A 20807-nucleotide genomic window follows, 5' to 3' on the forward strand; every position below is an offset into this window, starting at 1 on the left:
AGTTTGAAGCTCATCAGAGCTTGTTGGCTGCTTCCTGAGCGATTTCCAGGAGGCCGGCTTCGGTGATTGCCTTCCAGTCGCTATCGGTAACGGCCTGCATGCCATCGCTTTTCAGCGTGACGATCTCCATGTTCGGCTGGCCTGCGGCTTCGATGTCCAGGCGCGACTTGTTGTTGACCGTCACGTAGAAGAAGCCTGGCGAGAACCATGACCAGAACTCCTTGACGCGAACCTTCACCTCGGTGGCCCCTGCGGCGTTGGACTCTGTCACCACGTCATAGCCGGCTTGTCGGTAGGCAGAGGCCACGGACTCTTCGACCAGGGCTGACACGGTTCGGCCAGATGGCAGCAGGACGTCTCCGAGCGCCTTGCCATAGCCATTTCTCTTGCGGCCGAAGGCCCGCTCGGTGATCGAGCGATCAGTCGTTTCCGCATTCTTCAGTGATGGGATGTCGGCCTGACTCGGCTTGATTTCGAAAACGCGTTCATCAACTGCGCTGATGTACACCTTCTTGCCGTTACCGGCTTCAGGGTTACCGGTCTGCTCCAGCGCAGGAACCTTCACATCGATCTCGGAACGACTCGTTGCGCAGCCAACGCAAAGCGCCAGCAGGAAGGTAACGGCGACCAGTCTGAAGGTCTTTTCCATACTCATAGAACTATTCCTTGTATGCATCGGTTTGGCCATTAGGCGGGGCGATTCTACAAGGGTGATGGCGAATTGGCATCTATGCTGCTGCGCCCAGGCATCGAGTTAGGAGGGCTGGGTGGCGTCCAATTCTTCTGGTCGGCAGACGAGACAAAGGGCGGCCGATGGGCCGTCCTGAGTGAGAGCAATGGCGGGGGCGGGGCTGGTCGCGCAGATTCTCGTGATCGGTCTAGCGCACCACGAACACGTCGCAGGGCGCCTTGTGCAGGAAGTGCTGCGCCAGGCTGCCCAGCAAGGCCTGCGAGAAGGCGCTGCGGCCGTGGCTGCCGAGCACCAGCAGTTCGCCGCGGCGGGTCTTGATCTGCTCCTGCAGGCTGCGCAGGATGCCGCCTTGCAGCACCTCGTGGCTCAGTTTCGGGCCGTCATCCGGAAGCTTTTGCGCTTCGTCATGCAGCAGTTGATCGATCAGGCCCTGTTGCGTCTGCAACTGCAACTCGACCTGCTGCGGCGTGCCTTTGTCCGGCTCGAACACATGCAAGGCATGCAGCTCGGCATGGCTTGGCAGCAGTTGATAGGCCTGGCCCAGGGCGCTGCAGGCGCACAGTGAGAAGTCGATGGCGGCCAGCGCCCGCTGGTAGGGCTGGAAATCGTTGCGTGCCACCAGCAGCAGCGGCACGGTGCAGCGACGCGCGATGCGGTCGAGGCTGGTGCCGGAGAAGAAGTCGTGGCGTTTCTGGTGCCCGCCCAGCACCAGCAGGTCGCAGCCGCTGTCCTGCACCTGTTGCAGCACCACTTCCGAGGGCTTGCCGCTGAGCATGCGCAGTTCGGTGCCGACCGGTGCGTACTGGGTCAGGCTGCGATCCAGGGCTTGGCGGGCTTTCTCGTGCTGGTCGCTGCTCTGGCTCGGGTCGAGCACATGGAGGATGGTCAGACGGGCGTTGTGCTGCTGGGCCAGCTGGGTGGCGCGGCACAGCGCCATGTCAGCGGTGTCGCGCAGGTCATGGGCGATGAGGATGTGCTTGAACATGGTGACGGCTCTCCTGCCGATACCCCTCGGCAATTTTATTGTGCCTGTTCAGATAGCCGCTCTTTTGACCTGTGGCAAGGTCAGGGACTGTTACCGAGTACGAATGCAGGCAGCGGCGTCATTCAGCGTAAACGCAATTGGTAGTGGCCGCGACTTTCTGCGACCACTTCGCCGCTGCCGTCGGTCAGTTGCAGTTCCAGCAGGTACTCGGCCTTGCCCTGTTGGCTGGCTTCCTCCTCCAGGCGGGCGATGTCTTCGGCGCAAAGGCGCGCCTCGACCTGAATGTCGCCCGTGGCTGGACGGCGAAAACGCAGGTTCATTTCCTTGATGATGGGATAGAAGCGCTGCGCATCGAAGCTGGTCAGGAACAAGGCGCCGCCCGGAATTTCCGCCAGGGTGAACAGGGCGCCGGCGTACATGCTGCCGATGTGGTTCTGGTTGCCTTGCAGGGGCATGCGCAGGCGCACGAAGCCAGGCTCCAGAACCTCCGCCTTGAGGCCGCTGCGTTTGACGAAGGCGATCTGTTCCTCGGTGAGTTGGCGAGCGATTTCCACGGGCAGTGGCATGGCGGGACTCCTTGGGTGGGCGTCCCGCCAGACTAAGAGTTGCTCGTTGCCGTGCAATTGACCGTAGTGACCGCCGTGACTGACTGAAACGCTCAGGCGGCGTAGCCAGGATGCAATCCGGGAATGGCTGGAACCTCGGTTTCCCCGGATTGCATCCGGGCTACAGAAGCACTCTAGATACCTTGCCCGCGCAGCCATGCCTGCAATTGTGGCAGCGGCATGGCACCGCTCTGGCGTGCGACTTCGATGCCTCCCTTGAACAGAATCAGGCTGGGGATGGAGCGAATGCCCAGTTGCGCGGAAAGGTTCGGATTGGCCTCGCTGTCCAGTTTACCCAGTCGGCAGCGCCCTTGCAGTTGCGCGGCAGCCTGCTGGAAGGTCGGCGCGAAGGCCTGGCAGGGGCCACACCAACTGGCCCATACATCCACCAACAACGGCAGGTCGCCCTTGAGCTGGCTGGGGAAGTTGGCTTGCGTGAGAGTGATCGGCGCGCCAGGCAGCACCTCGCTCTTGCAGCGGCCACAGCGTGGGGCATCGTCCAGGCGTTCGGCGGGAATGCGGTTGAGCCCGTTGCAGTGCGGGCAGGGGATCAGCAGGGGATCGCTCATGATTCGGCTCCAGCGGCAATGACAGCTATCTGGAGCCGAAGCAGCGGTTTTTCAAGCGTTCAGCCGCGTGCAGCCTCGAGTGCCTGGGTCAGGTCGGCGAGGATGTCGTCGATATGCTCGATGCCGATCGACAGGCGAACCATGTCGCGCGGCACTCCGGCCTTCTGCAGTTCCTCGTCGCTGAGCTGGCGATGGGTGGTGGAGGCCGGGTGACAGGCCAGCGATTTGGCGTCACCGATATTGACCAGGCGCACCACCAGTTGCAGGGCATCGATGAAGCGTGCCCCGGCTTCCTGTCCGCCCTGGATGCCGAAGGAGAGGATCGCCGCCGGTTTGCCGCCGAAGTAGCGCTGGGCCAGTTCATGTTCGGGGTGATCGGCCAGTCCGGCGTATTTCACCCACGCCACTTGCGGGTGGCTTTGCAGGTACTGCGCGACTTTCAGTGCGTTCTCGGTGTGCCGCTCCATGCGTAGGGCCAGGGTTTCCAGGCCTTGCAGGATGAGGAAAGCGTTGAATGGCGATAGCGCCGCGCCGGTGTTACGCAGCGGTACCACGCGGCAGCGGCCGATGAAGGCGGCAGGGCCGAAGGCTTCGGTGTAGGTGACGCCGTGGTAGGACGGATCGGGCGTGTTGAGCAGCGGGAAGCGCGCCTTGTTATCGGCCCAGGGGAACTGGCCGGAGTCGACCACGATGCCGCCGATGCTGGTGCCATGGCCGCCGATGTACTTGGTCAGCGAGTGCACGACGATGTCCGCACCATGTTCGAAGGGGCGGCAGAGAATCGGCGTAGCCACGGTGTTGTCGACGATCAGCGGCACGCCATGACGGTGTGCGGCGTCGGCCAGGGCCTTGAGGTCGACGATGTTGCCGGCTGGGTTGCCGATGGACTCGCAGAACACCGCCTTGGTGCGCTCGTCGATCAGCGCCTCCAGTGCGGCGATGTCATCGTGCGCGGCGAAGCGGGTCTGGATGCCGAAACGCGGCAGGGTGTGGGCGAGCAGGTTGTAGGTGCCACCGTAGAGCTTGGCCACCGAGACGATGTTGTCGCCGGCCTCGGCCACGGTCTGGATCGCATAGGTGATGGCCGCCATGCCGGAGGCCACGGCCAGCGCGCCAACGCCACCCTCCAGCGCCGCCACGCGTTCCTCGAGCACGGCGTTGGTCGGGTTCATGATGCGCGAGTAAATGTTGCCGGCGACCTTCAAGTCGAACAGGTCGGCACCGTGTTGGGTGTCGTCGAAAGCGAAGGAGCTGGTCTGGTAGATCGGCACCGCCACCGCCTTGGTCGTCGGGTCGGGGCTGTAGCCGGCGTGAATGGCCAGGGTTTCCAGTTTCATGCGTGCGTTCCTTCAGGGCAGATTGAAGGCTCGCAGCATGGAGAAAGCACCGCGGCCCGGTCAATGCGCTGGCGCAATGAACCGAGCCGTTGCCTAGACCGAAGCGTTAGAAGCTTATGCCAGGGCGCTGTGCAGGTTGTAGGCGCTGATCAGGGTGATCAGGCAGCCGACGATGGTCAGCAGGGTCTTGGCTGACAGCTTTTTGCACAGCAGGGCGGCGAAGGGGGCAGCGAACATGCCGCCGAACACCAGGCCGGCCACCAGCATCCAGGTACCCGGATCACCTGCCAGCAGGATGAAGGAGGTGGCACTGGCGATGGTCAGGAAGAACTCGGCGAAGTTGACCGAACCGATAGTGGTGCGCGGATCCGAGCCCGAGCCCAGCAGGCTGGTGGTGACCACCGGCCCCCAACCGCCACCGCCGGCCGCATCGACGAAACCACCGAACACGGCCAGCTTGGCCACGTGTTGGGGTTCGCGGGTTTTCAGCACGCGCTGGCGATAGGCCTTGCTCAGGATGTACAGGCCCATCAGCAGCAGATAGGCGGAGATGAAGGGTTTGAACACGGCACCATCGACCTGGGTGACCAGGATCGCCCCGAGCACTGCGCCGATGATGCCGGGCAGCAGCAGGCGCAAAAACAGCGCCTTGCGCACGTTACCCAGCTTGACGTGGGAGATACCCGAAAGCCCCGTGGTGAACACTTCGGCAATATGCACGCTGGCACTGGCGGCCGCTGGCGAGGCGCCTGCGCCGAGCAGGAAGGTGGTGGCGGTGATGCCGTAGGCCATGCCCAGTGCGCCGTCGATCATCTGGGCGAAGAAACCCACCGCAACCGCACTCCAGAATACCGGGCTGGTCAGCGTGTCTTCGATGATCTGCATACCGGTGACGCCACCGTGATCACCGAAGAACAGGCGCCAGGCGAGAAACAGCAGCAGGCTGACCAAGGTCGCCACGGCGAACCACATGGCGGCGCGCAGGACGGGATGGTTATCGGGGTGGCTGACGTAGTCTTCTACAGGGGGTAACCCCAGCGCTTGGTGCTCGGAGTTGACCGGGCTCTGGCTGAGGTCGAGATCGCGGATTTTCATTGAAAAGCTGGCCTGACAGTCGGTGGTAGAACAGGCTGGAATAAGCAGGAGGGCGAAGATAATCGGCTTTTCTTATGCCGTCTAAGAACGTTTGGGTAGATAGATATGCCTTTTCGGTTTATTCGATAAGGATGCGTACAGGCTTTGCCGATAGGGGCATGGGAGTCGGGACAAGGTAGACCCCGTCGGTGAGAGCACGCAGTGGAGGCTCTGCGAGCACATGCCGAGTGGGCTTGATCCAGTTGCTGATGTAGCAGGATGATGGCAAGGACTCGATCGGGTGGCGTGGCCCATCCTCCGGCTTGCAGTCGAACCGTCGTGGAGAGCTCCATGCAGGAAAGCACATACGATGAGCTGGTATCGCTCATTTACGATTGTGTGTTGGATGAGTGCGCCTGGCTCAGGTTGCTGGGCCGCCTAGCCGTGGTCACTGGACACCGTGAAGGTACCTTGCTGTTCTGGGATCGCCACGGCGATGTGGGGCCGCAAATAAGTGCGATCAGCTTGTGCAGTCCCGAGCTACAAAGAAGTTATGACAGTGATTACGGCCGTTTGGATCCTACTCAGCGCTTCATGCTGGGGCGGCGGGTTGGTGACTGGTATCACGATGTCCACGAGTACGGAAAGGAGAGCATGGCGCGTGACCCTTTCTATCAGGAGTTCTTTCGTGATCATGGTTTGCAATCCACTTCCAGCATCAAGCTCTACGAGCAGGATGGCGCGGCGGCCTACCTGTCGTTACTGACGGCGCTGGACGCTCCCGCGCCGAGCGACGCACAGCGGGCGATGGTGGCACGGCTCGCGCGACATCTGCAGCAGGCGGCCGGCATGTCGAGCAGCATCAGGCGGCTGGAGCTTGGGCTGGCGCAGCGAGAGTTGTTACTGGAGCAGAGCGCTACCGCGCAGTGGCTGGTCGAGGCCAATGGTCGCGTCGTGTTGTGCAATGGTGTGGCCGAGCGACGGATGGGGGAGGTGTTGTTCCCGTTGCGCATGCGTCAGGGGCGGCTATTCGCCGATGCCATACCGAAATTGGCCGTTACTATCCGCATGGCTTGCGGCAGAGACGGCCCGGCTCGGGCTGGATGGTTGCGTTTGCCGGAGGCAGGCGCGGAGGTGTTGATCACGCCGGTCAAGTCCGAAGAACGTTTCACGCTGGAACACCAGCCTTCGCTGGCACTGGTGGCGCTGCTGGAAAATCGCCCTCGAGTCGAGCTGCTGGCTGAGCTGTTCCGGTTCACCGGCGCCGAGAGCCGGCTCGCCGAGCTGATTGCTCAGGGACTGAGTCCGGAGGATTGCGCCGGCCGACTCGGAGTGTCCATCAATACCGTGCGCAGTCAGTTGCGCTCACTGTTTGGCAAGACCGATACGACGCGGCAGAGTGAGCTGGTTGGTTTGCTCACCCGGGTGAGATGACGATGAGCGACCCTGAGGCGCGGTACGACGAGTTGCTGGAGCTTGCCTACGCCTGTGTCCTGGAGCGTTCGGCATGGTCTGACTTGTTGGGGCGGGTCAGCGAAGCCTGTGGGCGCCAGCGCGGCATATTGATGATGTGGGACGCGCAGCAGCCGTATGCCCAGATCGCCTTGTTTCATCAGAACGAGGCCGCTGCCGCTGAAGCGTATAGCCGCCACTTCTACGAGCTCGATCCCACCGGGCCGGCGATGGAGCATCGCGACCAGGGTGTTTGGTACCACGACTATCTGGAGTTGGGCCCCGAGCGCATGAGTCGCAGCCCGTACTATCAGGAGTTCAAGAGGCCCTATGGCATGCGTGGCGTGTCTTGCCTGAAGCTGCAGCACGACGCAAACCACAGTGCTTACCTGTCGCTCCTGACCAATCAGGACGCGCGCGACCCGCAGCCGGATCAACAGCGGATGCTGGACAGGATCACTCCCCATCTGGTGCGTGCGTCGCAGATGGCGAACATGGTTGAAGGCCTGAAGTTGCAGCTTCAAACGCGCCAATTGCTACAGGAACAGCATGCGACGCCGCTCTGGCTGGTCAATGGCGAGGGGCGAGTACTGTTCTGCAACACGGCTGCCGAACAGCGGTTAGGCGAACCTGGCTTTCCTCTGTGGCAGCGCAACGACCGGCTTTCCCTGAGCCTTCCCGGGCTAGAGTTGCTGGCATTGATACGCCAGGCTTGTGGTCGTGCAGGCCCAGCCCGGCCGGGGTGGGTGCGATTGCCAGGGGTGGAACCTGCTCAGCTACTGGTCACCCCGGTGAGGGCCGAGGCGCGTTTCAACCTCATCCATCAGCAACCCCTCGCGTTGGTGACCCTGCTCGACGCACGTCCCCGGGCTGAGCTGCTCACCGAGCTGTTCCTGTTCACCCCGGCCGAATGCCGACTCGCCGAACTGATTGTCCGCAGCCAAAATCCAGAGGAATGTGCCAGGCGCCTCGGTGTGTCCATCAATACGGTGCGTAGCCAACTGCGCGCGCTGTTCGCCAAGACCGGGACGCAAAAACAGGCGGAGTTCGTTGGGCTGATTTCCCGTATATCGAGATGAGTTTCTTATACTGTGTGCGAGTCTTGCTTGGCAGTGGATTAGCTGTCCGGATCAGTACTTGAGTACTTCCTTTTTCAACTCACAGATCCCGTCTAGGCTGGAGTGGGTTTCATAGGCGCCCTGGCGGATTTCGTCCTCATAGAATGTTCCATTCGTTCTGGAAATAACCAGTTTCCTCTTCGTCTTATTGTCGCTGTACTCATATATGTAACTTCCGCCGCTTGCGGATAGACTGCTCTTGTCTATACGAAAACGCTGGCACTCAACTATATGCGGCTCAATCTTGCAATTAATGTCGTAATCGGTAGAGCCTCCGCTTCCAATGGCGTAGCTCTTGGCGGTATATGGTTGGCATGAAAAATACTCATTTGCCGGCTCGGCATATGCCAGGCTGCTTATCAACGTAAGAGCTATTGGATACATACTCTTGTTCATGTTTGCCCCTGATTTTATTTGTCTTCGAACGTGCCGTTGACTGCACACATCCAACGCCCCTTGGATACAGGGCCGTCCGGATCCTTTGAGCAATCGCAGTTGCCCAGACTCACGAGTTTCTGAACACCAGTCTGAACGCTGACGTTGTTCTGCAACTGTTTGCCGGCGTTGCTGCAGGCGACGGCCCGGTTTTCATCACTCGCCTGAGCCGACTTGATTTCCCGTTCTGCCGCATTGACCGTTGAGATCACAACAAGTAAGGCGGCGCCAAAAAGTGGAGATAAGCGCATGTATGGAACTCCTGTTGATGGGAGACCCGATCATGCGAGCGCCGTTTCACGTTCGCATCATTCAAATGGATGATGCGAACCTCATATCGCCCCCGATAGTTTTTCAGGCCTGAGCGCGCACTGGAGAGCGCGACGTTGCTGCTGATGCATAAGCAATGTGCCAGGCGTGCAGGTGTCTTAAGTGAGCGGGGGAGTTAGGGCGTTATGAACAAAGCGGTGTTTGCGTATTTATGGATTGCCCTCTTGCCGGGCTGCATGACGATGGACATGTTGAAAACGGCGGGCAAGGGCTACATGGATGGTGAGTACGGCATGGCGACCACCGCGTTGGCATTTGCGCCGCTGATGTTGGTGCCTGATGCCATCGATGTCGTTACCCTGGGAGCTGCCTCTCGACCGCGGGAGAGGTCGGCTGAGCCGGTGGAAAGTAGCGGCCAAACCAGTGCCATGTTGGGTAGCCTGCTACAGGTAGCGGGACAAGCTGCACAGGCGTCAGGCCCGGGGCCGGGCTATGAGAGTGGTGTGTTGATGGCCGGAGTGGGTGCAGCTCTGGCAGGAGATAACGTATCTGCGCAACAAGTTGGTATGAGCCAAGACAGTGCATACTCAGCAGGGATGACGTCCCTCCAAACCGACGCGCAAGTATCGACTGCGATACCGCGTGAAAAGGGTTGGGTGTACAGGGATCCTATATCCGAAAAATGCGTGTATGTATCCCCACCCAACGGGCCGGGAAACTCTCATCAGTTGCTCAATAAATGCGGCTATGAGGTGACGGTATTCGTCTGTTATCAGGACAGTGGCAATGAGCGCTGCGCAGAGGGCGGGGGCGCAGGTACCCATTCGATAAAGCTGACGAATGGCGAACAGGGCTATGTGGTTTTCCCCCAAAGGCCACTTCGAGCGGTCGTGTGCAAACACTCCGTTGGTAATTACTGGTATTACCCCAACGTGGTTTATTCCGCAGGTGGGTTCTCGGCCAACTGCCGCGCTCCGGGCTGAGTGATGGATTCATCACTGTGCTACACGACAATCTGAAGGCGAATGCCTTCGACCGCGAATAATCCTAGGACGAACAACTGATCTCCAGATGCTTGCCCCACTCCGGCGGGCGCTCAGCATAGCGTTCGAACCCCGGCTGTTCGTCGAACGGTCGCGACAGCACCGAATGCAGCTCGCGCACCGGCGCATAGTCGCCTCGCTCTGCCGCTTCGATGGCGTGCTGGGCGAGGTAGTTGCGCAGGATGTACTTGGGATTGACTGCGTGCATGCGCACCTGGCGTTCGCTCTGTTCCCCACCCTCCAGCTCGCAGCGGGTCAGGTAATCGCGTCCCCAGGCGTCGAAACCGGGGAGGTCGACGAAATCATCGCGCACAACCTCCAGCGCCTCGGCGGGCGCTCGCTCGCCGAGGCGGCGGAAAAACAGGGTGTAGTCGGTGGCCTTGCCCTGTTGCATCAGTTGCAGCAGGCGCTGAATCAGTGCGTCGTCATCGTCTTGCGCACGGGTAAAGCCCAGGCGCTTGCGCATCAGATCGAGGTAATGCGCCTGGTACAGCGGCAGGAACAGCTCCAGCGCTTCGCGCAACTTCTCGACGGAGGCGAAAGGGGTCAACGCCTGGGCCAGGGCGGCAAGGTTCCAGTGGGCGATGGGCACCTGGTTGCTGAAGCTGTAGCGGCCGGTGTCATCGGAGTGGTTGCAGATGTGGTTGGCGTCGAAGTCGTCGAGAAAGGCGTAGGGGCCGTAGTCGAAGGTGATGCCGAGGATCGACATGTTGTCGGTGTTCATCACCCCATGGCAGAAACCATAGGCCTGCCAGTGAGCGATCATCGACGCAGTGCGTTCGATGACCTCGCCCAGCATCGCCAGCCAGGGCTCGTCCTGTTCCAGCGCTGCCGGGAAGTGGCAGGCCATCACATGCTCGCCGAGGGCTTTCAATTGCTCGTGCTGGCGCGTGTAGTAGAAGTATTCGAAGTGGCCGAAGCGCACATGGCTCTGCGCCAGGCGCAGCACCATGGCGGCGCTTTCCTGTTTCTCGCGCCATACCGGCGTGCTCGAGCCGGTGACGCACAGTGCGCGCGAAGAGGGGATGCCGAGTGCGTGCAGGTGCTCGCTGGCGAGGAATTCGCGGATCGATGAGCGCAGCACTGCGCGGCCGTCGCCCATGCGCGAGTAAGGCGTCATGCCGGCGCCCTTGAGGTGCAGATCCCAATGCTCGCCGGCGTCGTTCACCACTTCGCCAAGCAGCAGACCACGGCCATCGCCCAGGCGTGGCGTGTAGCCGCCGAACTGGTGTCCGGAGTAGACCATGGCGCGTGGCTCGGCCTGTTCCCAGAGTTTGTGCCCGGCGAAGAGTTCGGCGAACTCCGCACGTTGTGCTTCGTCCGGTGCCAGGTCGAGCAGGGCCATGGCCGCCGTACTCGCTACCACCAGGCGCGGCTCCTCGATGGGGTCAGGCAGCACTTCGGTGGAGAAGGCGTCGCCCAGGCGCGCGAAGCGGTTGTCGAATTCGAGGTCAGCGAGGCTTTTCACGGCAAACTCCGGGATACATATCCGAGCATTCTGCTAGGAATAGGCCGGTGCCGCCAGCCGCGAGTTCCCTCTTTCGAGGGCGCGCGGCTCATTGTTCCGGTTCGGCTTCGATCTTCACTTCACCTTTGCCGTCGCGGCGTTGCAGGAAAATATCCATCTTCGGTACGCCGGAGATGTTGATGCCATGCTCGCTGAACAGCTGGTCGACACGGCGGTTGAGCTCATCGGTCGCCGGGCCGCGGTCACCCAATTCACGTACGAATACCTTCAGCTCGAAGGTCAGGGTGCTGGCGCCGTACAGGGTCAACTGCGAGCTGGGCAGTGGATCACGCATCACCCGCGAGTTTTCATGCGCAGCCTGCAGCAGCAGTTCGCGCACCTGTTCCAGGTCGGCGCCGCGGTTGACCACGAAGGTCAGGACGACGCGGGTGACACTGTCGACCAGGGTCCAGTTGATCAACTGCGTAGTGATGAAGATCTGGTTCGGCACGATGACCGCTTTGCGGTCGCCGTCGATGATGTGCGTGGCGCGGATATGAATGCGCTTGACCGTGCCGGTGACGCCACCGACCGTGACCAGGTCGCCGATACGTACCGGGCGCTCGAAGAGAATGATCAGGCCGGAAACGAAGTTGGCGAAGATCGCCTGCAGGCCGAAACCCAGACCCACCGACAGCGCTGCGACCAGCCATTGCAGCTTGTCCCAGCTGACGCCCAGTATGCCCAGCGTGGTGACTGTGCCGATGCCAATCAGCACGTAGGAGAGCAGGGTGGTGGTGGCATAGGCGCTGCCTTGTGCCAGGTTCAGGCGTGACAGCACCAGGACTTCCAGCAGACCAGGCAGGTTGCGCGCCAGGGCGACGGTCAGGGCGACGATGAGCAGGGCGCCGAGTACGTCGAGCAGGCTGATGGGGAGCAGGCCGGTAGCGCTGGTGTATTCGTACAGGGTGATGTTGTTGAGGTAGGTGAACACGCTGAGCAGATCGGCCCAGACCCAGTAGAGGCCAACCAGGAAACCACCGAACAGCGCCAGGCGGATCAAGCGTAGCGATTGCTGGTTGACCTGCTGCATGTCGAGGATCGGTGACTCCACCACCATTTCACTATCGCCATGCTCGCGGTTCTCGGCTTCCGCTTCGGCTTGGCGCTGCGCCTGGGCGCGCTGGTAGGCCAGACGGCGCGCGGCCACGGCCAGGCCGCGAATGAGACTGGCCTCCGCCAGGAGCCAGATCAGCAGCAGGTAAAGCGTTTCGATCAGGCGGTCGGTGAGCTTCAGGGCCGTGTAGTAGTAGCCGAAGAACAGCGCCGCGATCAGTACCAGCGGTAGCAGGCTGAAGGCGATGCCGGCCGTCGAACGCAGCGCGGTGAGGCTTTCCCGCTCGGGATTCTTGAGCAGCAGGCGCAGCATCAGCCAGGCGACCAGCGCGTAGCAGATGATCACGACGACGATGCCGATCACGTCCTCGGCCAGATTGGCCGGCTGGTGTTCGGCGAAGCTGACCACCGCTACCAATGCCATCACCACCAGGCCCAGGTAGCGCACCTGGGTACGCAGGAAGGTGACGGTCGGGCGTGTCCAGCGGAAATGCAATTCGGCAACGCCACTGGGTGCCAGCACGCGATACAGGGTGTAGAACACCAGCCAGGCCTGGGCCATCTGGAACAACGCCGCCGAGAGGTTGGCGTTGTGTCCGCGCAGATCCTGTTGCAGGGCGTAACCGCACAGTGCCAGGAACAGCGTGCCGGGCAGGGCGAGCAACAGGGTCAGCAGCAGCGCCAGTGGCGTGTGCAACTGGCTGTCGAGTTTGTAGTGGCCGATATCGGCGTGCAGCGCCGAGAGTTTTTCGAACATGTAGCGGCGCTGCCAGAGCAGTGCCGCGATCATCAGCAGCAGCGGCAGGAACAGCAGAGGACGTTGCAGCAGGCTGGCGCCGATTTCCTGTATCGCCGTGCCCCAGGGGATGTCGTGCAACTGCTGGCTGACGCGTTGGGGCGCGGCCTTGAGCCATTGCAGATCCAGCGGACGGTTGCTGGGTAGCCAGAACATCTGCTCGTCCAGGGTGGCGCGCAGGGTGGCGGCGGTGGTTTCCAGTTCCGTGCGATTGAGCTGCAGGGTAATGGATTCGCCGAGCAGGGCGTCGAGCTCACGGTTCAGGCGGTCGAGCAGTTCTCGGCGCGTGGCCAGTTGTGCCTGTAGTGCGCTGCGCAACTCGGCGTCGGCCTCTTCGCTGGGGCGGTTGGCGAGCAGTTGATCGATATAGCGCTCGGGCTGAGCGACGGCGTCGCGCTGCTGGCCAATCTCGAACTGATTCAGCCGCAGGTCGGCGATTTCGTTGGTCAGGTTGCTGCGATCCTGGGGAACATTGGGCAGCGCCTGTTTCTGCTGGTAGAGAATCTTCGAGAGCAGCAGGCTGCCCTGCAGCACGCTGATCTGTTCATCCAGGGCCTGGCTGGTCTGGTTCAGGCTATCGAGCTGCTGCTGGGTCTGCAGGTTCTGCTGGGTGCGCTTGTTGAGGCGCTCGGTGACTTCCAGCAGGTAGTCGGAGAGTTTGAGGTTGAGCGCACTTTCCTGGGCCAGCAGGCTACCGCCGGAAGTGGCGCGGCGGACTTCCTGCGATTGTTCGTCGACCGCTTGCTGCGACTCGGCGCGGCGCTTGTCGTTGATCAGGTTCTGCAGCTCCAGGCGCTCCTGCTCGACCCGGCGGATGCGTTCGTCGAGCAGCTCGCGACGGCTGTTGCCGAGATCCTGCAGCAGGCTGTTGCCGGCCAGCTCCTGGCGCCGCAGGTTGGTCTGTGCGGCGAGCAGGGCCAGTTCGGCATTCAACTGGTCACGCAGCTCAGGCGTCAGGGGCTTGTCGTCCAGGCGATCGCTCTTCAACGCGAGGTTGATCTGCTGGGTACGAACCTGGTTATTGCCGATTTCCGTCTGGGCGCGCTCGGGGCGGGTCTGCGCATTGATCACCAGGCTGTTGGCCTCGATGATCTGCTGTTGCCAATCATTCAACTGGCGGCTGCGCTCGGCGAGCAACTGATCCAGCTCCTGCGGTGCGCTTCTGGCATAGACCTTGGCCACGTCGGTCGAGGCACTTCCCTGCAGGCGCGCCAGTTGGCTGCGGGCTTCTGCGATTTGCCGTGGCGCTTCCTCGAGCTGCTGGTTCAGTAGCTTGAGGCGCTGCTCGCTGGCGTCGCGATCCTGCAGCAGGCGCAGGGTCTGCTCCAGCGTCTTCTGTATCGCCGTTTGCTCGGGCTCGGCTAGCTTGCGTTCGGCCAGGGTATCGAGGCTGCGCTGTACGGCATCGATCTTGGGCGGCTCGCCCGCGTGCAGCGGCAGGTTGAAGGCAAGCAGGGTGACGGCGAGAAGGAGGCGCAGCAGGGGCATGGTCGAGGATCTGTGATTGGACGGGCAGGCGACGGTGACGAATGTCGAACCGCGGTTGGACGTTACTCCCGGCAGTTGGTTTCCTGCAAGGCTGATGCATTGCACGTCAGCTTAGGGATCGAGTGGGCTCGGGAAAATCAGTGCGTAGGGCGGGTTGGGCGCCGACCGGTAGTGGCGCCAGCGAACAGTCCGCCGTGTTTGGGCGCCGCACAAATCCAGCGGCGACTGCTGCACGAACGGATCGCCGCCCGGTACGCCCTACGTTCTGTGCAGCGTGCCCTACCGCTCCCTATCTAGAACCACTCGTTTTGCATGCCCAGGCAGGTATTGTCGCGTGCTTCGAGGATGGCCAGATCGTGGTGGCAGCTCGGCACTTCCCAGGTCAGGAAGTAATGTGCCGCCTGCAACTTGCCACGGTAGAAGGCCTGCTCCTCGGCATCGCTCGTGCGCGCCAGACCTTGCTCGGCGCGAATCGCCTGTTCCAGCCAGCGCCAGCCGATCACCGTGTGACCGAATGCCTTCAGGTACAGCGCCGAGTTGGCCAGGCCCTGATTGACCTTGCCGCTCATCAGATCGCCGAGCAGCGCCAGGGTCACTGCCTGCAGGCGTGCCAACAGTTGCTCCAGCGGCTGGCGCAGGGCGGTGAGCGATTCATGAGCGCTGGCGCGCTGGCAGCAGTCGTTGATCAGCTTGAGCAGTTGTTTGAGTGCAGCGCCGCCGTTCTGCGAAACCTTGCGCCCAAGCAGGTCGAGCGACTGGATACCGTGGGTGCCTTCGTGAATCGGGTTGAGGCGGTTGTCGCGGTAGTACTGCTCCACCGGGTATTCGCGGGTGTAGCCATGGCCGCCGAGAATCTGGATGGCCAGTTCGTTGGCCTTGAGGCAGAACTCCGACGGCCAGGACTTGACGATGGGGGTGAGCAGGTCGAGCAGTTCCAGGGCGCGGGTGCGCTCTTCGGCGGTTTCCAGGGTGTGGGTGTCGTCGAACAGGCGCGCGGCGTACAGCCCGAGGTCGAAGGCGCCTTCGACGTAGGCCTTCTGCGTCAGCAGCATGCGACGTACGTCGGCGTGCTCGACGATGGAGATCTGCGGGCTGGTCGGATCCTTGCCATCGGGCTGGCGGCCCTGTGGGCGGTTGCGCGCGTAGTCCAGCGAATACAGGTAACCGGCGTAGCCGAGCATGATCGCGCCCATGCCGACGCCGATACGCGCTTCGTTCATCATCTGGAACATGTAGGACAGGCCTGCGTGCGGCTTGCCCACCAGGTAGCCGACACATTCACCGTTGTCGCCGAAGTTCAGCGCCGTGGACGTGGTGCCGCGCCAGCCCATCTTGTGGAACAGCCCGGCCAGGGTCACGTCGTTGCGTGCGCCGAGGCTGCCGTCGTCGTTGACGTGGAACTTGGGCACCAGGAACAGGCTGATGCCCTTCACCCCAGGCGGGGCGTCCGGCAGCTTGGCCAGCACCATGTGCACGATGTTCTCGGAGATCGGCTGGTCACCGCCGGAGATGAAGATCTTGTTGCCCTTGATCCGGTAGCTGCCGTCGGCGTGCGGCTCTGCTTTGGTGCGGATGTCCGACAGCGACGAGCCGGCGTGCGGTTCGGTCAACGCCATGGTGCCGAAGAAGCGGCCGTCGATGATCGGCTGCAGGTAGCGGGACTTCTGCTCTTCGTTGCCGAAGGCTTCGATCAGGTTGGCCACGCCCATGGTCAGCATCGAGTAGGAGCTGGTGGCGATATTGGCCGACTGGAAATGCGCGAAGCAGGCCTGTGACAGCAGGTTGGGCAGCTGCATGCCGCCGTGCTCGAAATCGCGGGTGGCATTGAGGAAACCGGCTTCGTGGAAGGCACGCAGAGCAGGCTCGACCTCAGGGATCAGCACCGCGCCACCATCGACGTACTGCGGCTCGTTTTCGTCGTTCTTGCGGTTGTGCGGAGCAAACAGCTCTTCGGCGATGCCGCGCGCGGTGCTGACCGCCGCGTCGAAGGTCTCGCGGTTGTGATCGGCGAAACGCGGGCGCTGGGTCAGGGCTTCGGCGTCGAGCACTTCATAGAGTTCGAACGCCAGGTTGCGGGAGCTGAGCAGGGTCTCGGACATGGAACGGGCCTCTAGATGATCAATCGAGTCTAGGCAGCCAGCACCCTGGCTGCCCAGTACCATCATCGGCCGTGATAAAGCGTTAAATCCTGCCGCCAATGTCCGTTCGTAGGAGCGGCTTCAGCCGCGAACCTCAACCTCGAGCGAAGCCCCGCGCCAGTTCGCGGGTCAGCTCGGCGGCGGGCATCGGCCGGCAACCGGCGACGTTCTGCCCTGCCCACAGCGGTGAGAAATCACCGCTGCCCTGCGCTTCGGCCGCCGCACGCAGCGGTGCGATGGCCGCAGTCGCGAGGGGGAAGGCGGGTGCCTGTTCGCTGAGTGGGCCCAGTTCGCGCATCAGGCGGTTGACGATGCCGCGTGCCGGGCGACCGCTGAACAGATTGGTCAGCGCCGTGTGGCGCGCCGCTGGGCTTTGCAGGGCCGCGCGGTGGATGGCGCTGGTCGTGGCCTCCGGACAAAGCAGGTACGCGCTGCCGATCTGCACGCCGGCCGCGCCAAGGGCCATGGCCGCAGCCACAGCACGTGCGTCGCTGATGCCGCCGGCAGCGATCACCGGCACCGACAGGGCATCGACCAGTTGCGGCAGCAGGGCGAAGGTACCGAGTTGGCGGCTCAGGTCGTGATCGAGAAAATGTCCGCGATGGCCGCCGGCTTCCAGACCCTGCGCGATCACTGCATCGACGCCACGCTCTTGCAGCCACAGTGCTTCATCCAGAGTGGTGGCGCTGGAAAGTATCTTCGCCCCGCTGCGCCGTACCCGCTGCAGCAACGACTCTTCCGGCAGACCGAAGTGAAAACTCACGACCGCCGGGCGGAATTCCTCTACCAGGGCGGCAGCCTCTTCGTTGAATGGCAGGCGCCCTGGCCCGCCTGCGATGCTGGCCTGCTCCGCCCCCAGTTCGCGGTAGTAGGGGGCCAGGGCTTTGCGCCAGATCGTTTCGCGCGTCGCGTCCGCTGCTGGTGATACATGGCTGAAGAAGTTCAGGTTGAACGGGCGCTCGGTCAGGCCATGCATGGCCTCCAGTTCCTGGCGCAGGGCGGCGGGCGTGAGCATGGCGCAGGGAATCGAGCCGAGACTGCCGGCCTGGCACACGGCGGCAGCCAGTCGGTGATCCTGCGAGCCAGCCATTGGCGCCTGGATCAGAGGGAGTTCGCTGCCGAGCAGGGTGGTGAGAGGCATGGAATGGCTCCGTTTCAGCGGTTGGGTTGCGGTTCGGCCACGTGCCAGGCCCAAAACAGGGCCCAGAGCAGCGCAGCCGCGCCAATGGAAAAACTGCTCGTGAGGCTATGGCCGGCGGCTGTCCAGTGTTCCACCAGCCAGGGGCCGAGCAACTGGCTGCCGCCATAGAGACTGATCAGCAGCGCCGCCAGACGCAAGCCCTGGCCGGGGTTGAGCGCGCGAGCCAGGCGCTGGGTCAGCAGCACGGTACCGAGAAAGGTGCCGCCCACCAGTAGGGCGCAGGTCATCACACCGATGGGGCCGGGCAACAGGATGGGCATGGCCACGCCGAGCAGTTGCAGCAGGTAGTTGGCCAGCAGGGCGCGACGATCGCCCAGCCAGGCACCTGCGTGGTTCCACAGGGTGGCCGATACCAGGCAGGCAAGCGCTGTCCACCACCAGTTGCCGATCAGCAGCGGATGGTCGGCGGGCAATTGCTCCCGAGCCAGTGCCGGCAGGAAGGTCAGCGGCAGGATGTACCCCAGGCCGGCACCGAGGTAGGCCATCAACAACGGTAGATTGCGCCTGTCGAGCAGTGGCGTTTGAGTGGTGACGTGGGACTTTTCGGGTAGATCCAGCGCCAGGCGTCGCAGCATGGGTGCGCAGAGCAGCGCCAAAGGCAGAGCGCAGAGGGCCATCGGCAACCAGCGCATCGGCCCTTGCCAGGGCGTGATGGTGACCAGTACGCCGCACAACAGCATGCCGCCACCCAACCCCAGGTACACCAGGCCGCTGAGTGCCGTCGCTTGGCGCAAGGCCAGCCACTCCAGAACCAGTGCCGGTGCGAGTACGAAGACAACGCCGTTGCTGATGCCATTGGCCAGGCGCAGCGCCGCGAGGCCGGTGAAGTCATGAACGAACACCTGGCCCAGGGTCAGGCCGGCGTTGATCAGCAGGGCCGCTGGCAGGCCCAGGCGCAAGCCACGTGGATTGGCCATGGGCAGTGCGAGCAGGGCGCCGAGCAGATAGCCCAGGTAGTTCCAGGTCGCCAACTGGGCGCCTTCGGCCAGGTCGAACAAACCGTCATCGAGCAACAGGGGTAGCAGCGGGGTATAGGCGAAGCGGCCGAGAGCGTGCACGACCACCAGCGCCAGGGCGGCGGCGAGCAGGGCGGTGAAGTGGCTGCGGTCGAATCTGGGCATCTGGCCTCCGGTCGTACCGCGCACCTTAGTCGTTGTCACCAACTGATCGTTAGTGAAAAATACTGCGGTCAATTTTCACTTTTGGTGAAGTTAATGGGTGCCTGGCAGCGACTCAATCCTCAGTTATTCCGCTACTTCCTCGCTGTAGCGCGTGAGGGCTCGTTGAGTGCTGCTGGCTTGCGCCTGAGCTGCGTGCCGTCGAACGTCTCGGCGCGCCTGCGACAACTGGAACAACAGCTCGACGCGCGACTGTTCCTGCGCCAGGGTCAGCGCTTGCGGCTGACGCCAGCGGGTGAGCGCCTGTTGCCCCATGCCGAACATCTGGAGCAGCTCTGCCAGAAGGCCTGGCGCAGCGTGCAGGAGGATATCTGGAGCGGTGATCTGCGCCTGGGCTCGATGGAAACCACCGCGGCGGTGCGTCTGCCGGAGCTGCTCGCGGCATTTCACCAGCGGGCGCCGCGGGTCAACCTGCAGCTCAGCACCGGGCCGAGCCGGCGCCTGGTCGAAGGCGTGCTATCCGGAGTGCTGGACGGCGGATTGATCGGTGGGCCGTTCGAGCATCCCCAACTCGACTGCCTGCCCATCTGGCAGGAGGAGCTGATGCTGGTACTGCCGCCCGCACAGGATGCCTCCAGTCTGGAGAGCCGGCCGCAGACCTTGCTGGGTTTCCCCGAGGGCTGTCATTACCGAGAGCGCCTGGAGCGCTGGGCGGTCAGTCGTGGTTTGCAGGTGGCGGCGCGGCAGAGCTATGGCTCCATCGACGCCATCTTTGCCGGCATCGCTGCCGGCATGGGTATTGGCCTGTTGCCACGCAGCCTGCTCGAAAGTCACCCGCGTGTGCATCTGGTGCAGTATCAGGCCATTGCCCCTGAGCTGGGGGCGACCACCACGCTGTTGGCGCGTCGTCGCGATGCCGGCGAGCATCCGGCGCTGGCGTTGCTGTTGGAGCTGATGCGCGCGTAAAGCCCGCTCAGCGGGTAAACTTGGCGACCGCTTCGGAGACCCCCATGAACTACCGCCACGCCTTCCATGCCGGCAACCACGCCGATGTGCTCAAGCACCTGGTGTTGACCCGCCTGATCGCCCTGTTGTCACGCAAAGAGGCGCCTTTCGCCTATCTCGATAGCCACGCCGGACTCGGTCTGTACGATTTGCAAGGCGACCAGGCCAGCCGTACCGGCGAGTATCTGGACGGCATCGCTCGCCTGTGGCAGGCCGAGCAGTTGCCGGATGCGGTCGAGGCCTACCTGGAGGTGGTGCGGGCGATGAACCCGGACGGTGAGCTGCGTTATTACCCGGGCTCGCCTGAATTGGCGCGCCTGCTCAGCCGTGAACAGGATCGCCTGCAGCTCAACGAGAAACATCCGGAAGACGGGCGATTGCTCAAGGACAACATGCGCGGTGACCGTCGCGTGGCCGTGCACCTGGGCGAGGGCTGGCACGTGCCGCGGGCGCTGATGCCGACTCGCGAGAAGCGCGTGCTGCTGCTGATCGACCCACCATTCGAAAAGGCCGATGAACTGCAGCGCTGCGTCGAGGCGCTGAACGAGGCGCATGGGCGCATGCGCCAGGCCATCGTGGCGATCTGGTACCCGATCAAGGACGAGCGCCAGTTGGCGCGCTTCTATCGCGACCTGCAAAAGAGCGCGGCGCCCAAGCTACTGCGCGCCGAGCTCTACGTGCATGCACCGGACGATGCCACGCGCCTGGCAGGTTCGGGGCTGGTGATCAGCAACCCGCCATGGGGGCTGGAAGATGAACTCAAGCAGCTTCTACCCTGGCTGGCCGATGCGCTTGGCCAGAGCAAGGGCGGCTGGCGCCTGGATTGGTTGATCGAGGAAAAACCGGCGGGTTGAGCGTGCCCTGAGGGAGTGTTACGCGCGGCGCACCCAGCAGCGCGTAGCCTGACTGAAATCCGGGA

General features: G+C 62.9%; 18 protein-coding genes. 5 read left to right on the forward strand and 13 right to left on the reverse strand.

The features are described from left to right. Positions 1-13: 13 nt before the first annotated feature. The 6 genes from HS968_RS03160 to HS968_RS03185 form a co-directional block, all read right to left on the reverse strand. On the reverse strand, positions 14-655 hold the full coding sequence (locus HS968_RS03160; protein ID WP_179623686.1) for a flagellar biosynthesis protein: 642 nt from the start codon (positions 653-655) through the stop codon (positions 14-16). 223 nt (positions 656-878) lie between these two features. Continuing rightward, positions 879-1676: a universal stress protein gene (locus tag HS968_RS03165; RefSeq protein ID WP_182370113.1), complete on the reverse strand. Its 798-nt coding sequence runs from the start codon at positions 1674-1676 to the stop codon at positions 879-881. A 122-nt stretch (positions 1677-1798) separates the two neighbouring features. Further along, entirely contained in the window at positions 1799-2242 is a 444-nt protein-coding gene (locus tag HS968_RS03170) for a PaaI family thioesterase (RefSeq protein WP_119692082.1), read from the reverse strand. 173 nt (positions 2243-2415) lie between these two features. Beyond that, complete coding sequence (trxC, locus tag HS968_RS03175) at positions 2416-2850, reverse strand: thioredoxin TrxC (RefSeq protein WP_182370114.1); 435 nt, start codon at positions 2848-2850, stop codon at positions 2416-2418. Between the two features lie 59 nt (positions 2851-2909). Further along, positions 2910-4187, reverse strand: a complete 1278-nt coding sequence (locus HS968_RS03180) for a bifunctional O-acetylhomoserine aminocarboxypropyltransferase/cysteine synthase (RefSeq protein ID WP_119692080.1) — start codon at positions 4185-4187, stop codon at positions 2910-2912. A 114-nt stretch (positions 4188-4301) separates the two neighbouring features. Then, a complete protein-coding gene (locus HS968_RS03185; RefSeq protein WP_119692079.1) occupies positions 4302-5282 on the reverse strand; it encodes a sulfite exporter TauE/SafE family protein in 981 nt (326 codons plus the stop codon). 330 nt (positions 5283-5612) lie between these two features. Between HS968_RS03185 and HS968_RS03190 the strand changes: the two genes are divergently transcribed. Together HS968_RS03190 and HS968_RS03195 are read left to right on the forward strand one after the other, a co-directional pair. Beyond that, a complete protein-coding gene (locus tag HS968_RS03190) occupies positions 5613-6695 on the forward strand; it encodes a helix-turn-helix transcriptional regulator (RefSeq protein WP_182370115.1) in 1083 nt (360 codons plus the stop codon). 2 nt (positions 6696-6697) lie between these two features. Further along, the gene (locus HS968_RS03195; protein WP_182370116.1) at positions 6698-7792 is read left to right on the forward strand and encodes a helix-turn-helix transcriptional regulator; all 1095 of its coding nucleotides are present in this window, start codon (positions 6698-6700) and stop codon (positions 7790-7792) included. A 51-nt stretch (positions 7793-7843) separates the two neighbouring features. Here HS968_RS03195 and HS968_RS03200 read toward each other — a convergent pair whose 3' ends face one another. Continuing rightward, positions 7844-8227, reverse strand: coding sequence for a hypothetical protein (locus tag HS968_RS03200; protein ID WP_182370117.1), 384 nt, complete (start codon positions 8225-8227; stop codon positions 7844-7846). Between the two features lie 14 nt (positions 8228-8241). Continuing rightward, complete coding sequence (locus tag HS968_RS03205; protein WP_182370118.1) at positions 8242-8517, reverse strand: hypothetical protein; 276 nt, start codon at positions 8515-8517, stop codon at positions 8242-8244. Between the two features lie 204 nt (positions 8518-8721). On the opposite strand from HS968_RS03205, the gene HS968_RS03210 reads away from it, so the two are divergent. After that, positions 8722-9519 (forward strand): hypothetical protein, encoded by a 798-nt coding sequence (locus HS968_RS03210; protein WP_119692076.1) that lies wholly within the window; start codon positions 8722-8724, stop codon positions 9517-9519. 64 nt (positions 9520-9583) lie between these two features. Here HS968_RS03210 and selO read toward each other — a convergent pair whose 3' ends face one another. From selO to HS968_RS03235, 5 genes are all read right to left on the reverse strand, one after another. After that, positions 9584-11047 (reverse strand): protein adenylyltransferase SelO, encoded by a 1464-nt coding sequence (gene selO / locus HS968_RS03215; RefSeq protein ID WP_182370119.1) that lies wholly within the window; start codon positions 11045-11047, stop codon positions 9584-9586. Positions 11048-11135: 88 nt separating this feature from the next. After that, positions 11136-14426 (reverse strand): mechanosensitive channel MscK, encoded by a 3291-nt coding sequence (gene mscK, locus HS968_RS03220; protein ID WP_182370120.1) that lies wholly within the window; start codon positions 14424-14426, stop codon positions 11136-11138. 293 nt (positions 14427-14719) lie between these two features. After that, positions 14720-16525, reverse strand: a complete 1806-nt coding sequence (locus HS968_RS03225; RefSeq protein ID WP_182370121.1) for an acyl-CoA dehydrogenase — start codon at positions 16523-16525, stop codon at positions 14720-14722. Between the two features lie 133 nt (positions 16526-16658). Continuing rightward, positions 16659-17705, reverse strand: coding sequence for an NAD(P)H-dependent flavin oxidoreductase (locus HS968_RS03230; protein WP_182370122.1), 1047 nt, complete (start codon positions 17703-17705; stop codon positions 16659-16661). Positions 17706-17719: 14 nt separating this feature from the next. Next, positions 17720-18886 (reverse strand): YbfB/YjiJ family MFS transporter, encoded by a 1167-nt coding sequence (locus HS968_RS03235; protein WP_182370123.1) that lies wholly within the window; start codon positions 18884-18886, stop codon positions 17720-17722. A 93-nt stretch (positions 18887-18979) separates the two neighbouring features. Here HS968_RS03235 and HS968_RS03240 point away from each other — a divergent pair, with 93 nt between their 5' ends. Next, positions 18980-19849: a LysR family transcriptional regulator gene (locus HS968_RS03240; protein ID WP_182370124.1), complete on the forward strand. Its 870-nt coding sequence runs from the start codon at positions 18980-18982 to the stop codon at positions 19847-19849. Between the two features lie 44 nt (positions 19850-19893). Further along, a complete protein-coding gene (locus tag HS968_RS03245; protein WP_182370125.1) occupies positions 19894-20742 on the forward strand; it encodes a 23S rRNA (adenine(2030)-N(6))-methyltransferase RlmJ in 849 nt (282 codons plus the stop codon). The last annotated feature ends 65 nt before the right edge of the window (positions 20743-20807 follow it).

Origin of the sequence: Pseudomonas berkeleyensis (genome assembly GCF_014109765.1) — a bacterium.
Lineage (GTDB): Bacteria > Pseudomonadota > Gammaproteobacteria > Pseudomonadales > Pseudomonadaceae > Aquipseudomonas > Aquipseudomonas berkeleyensis.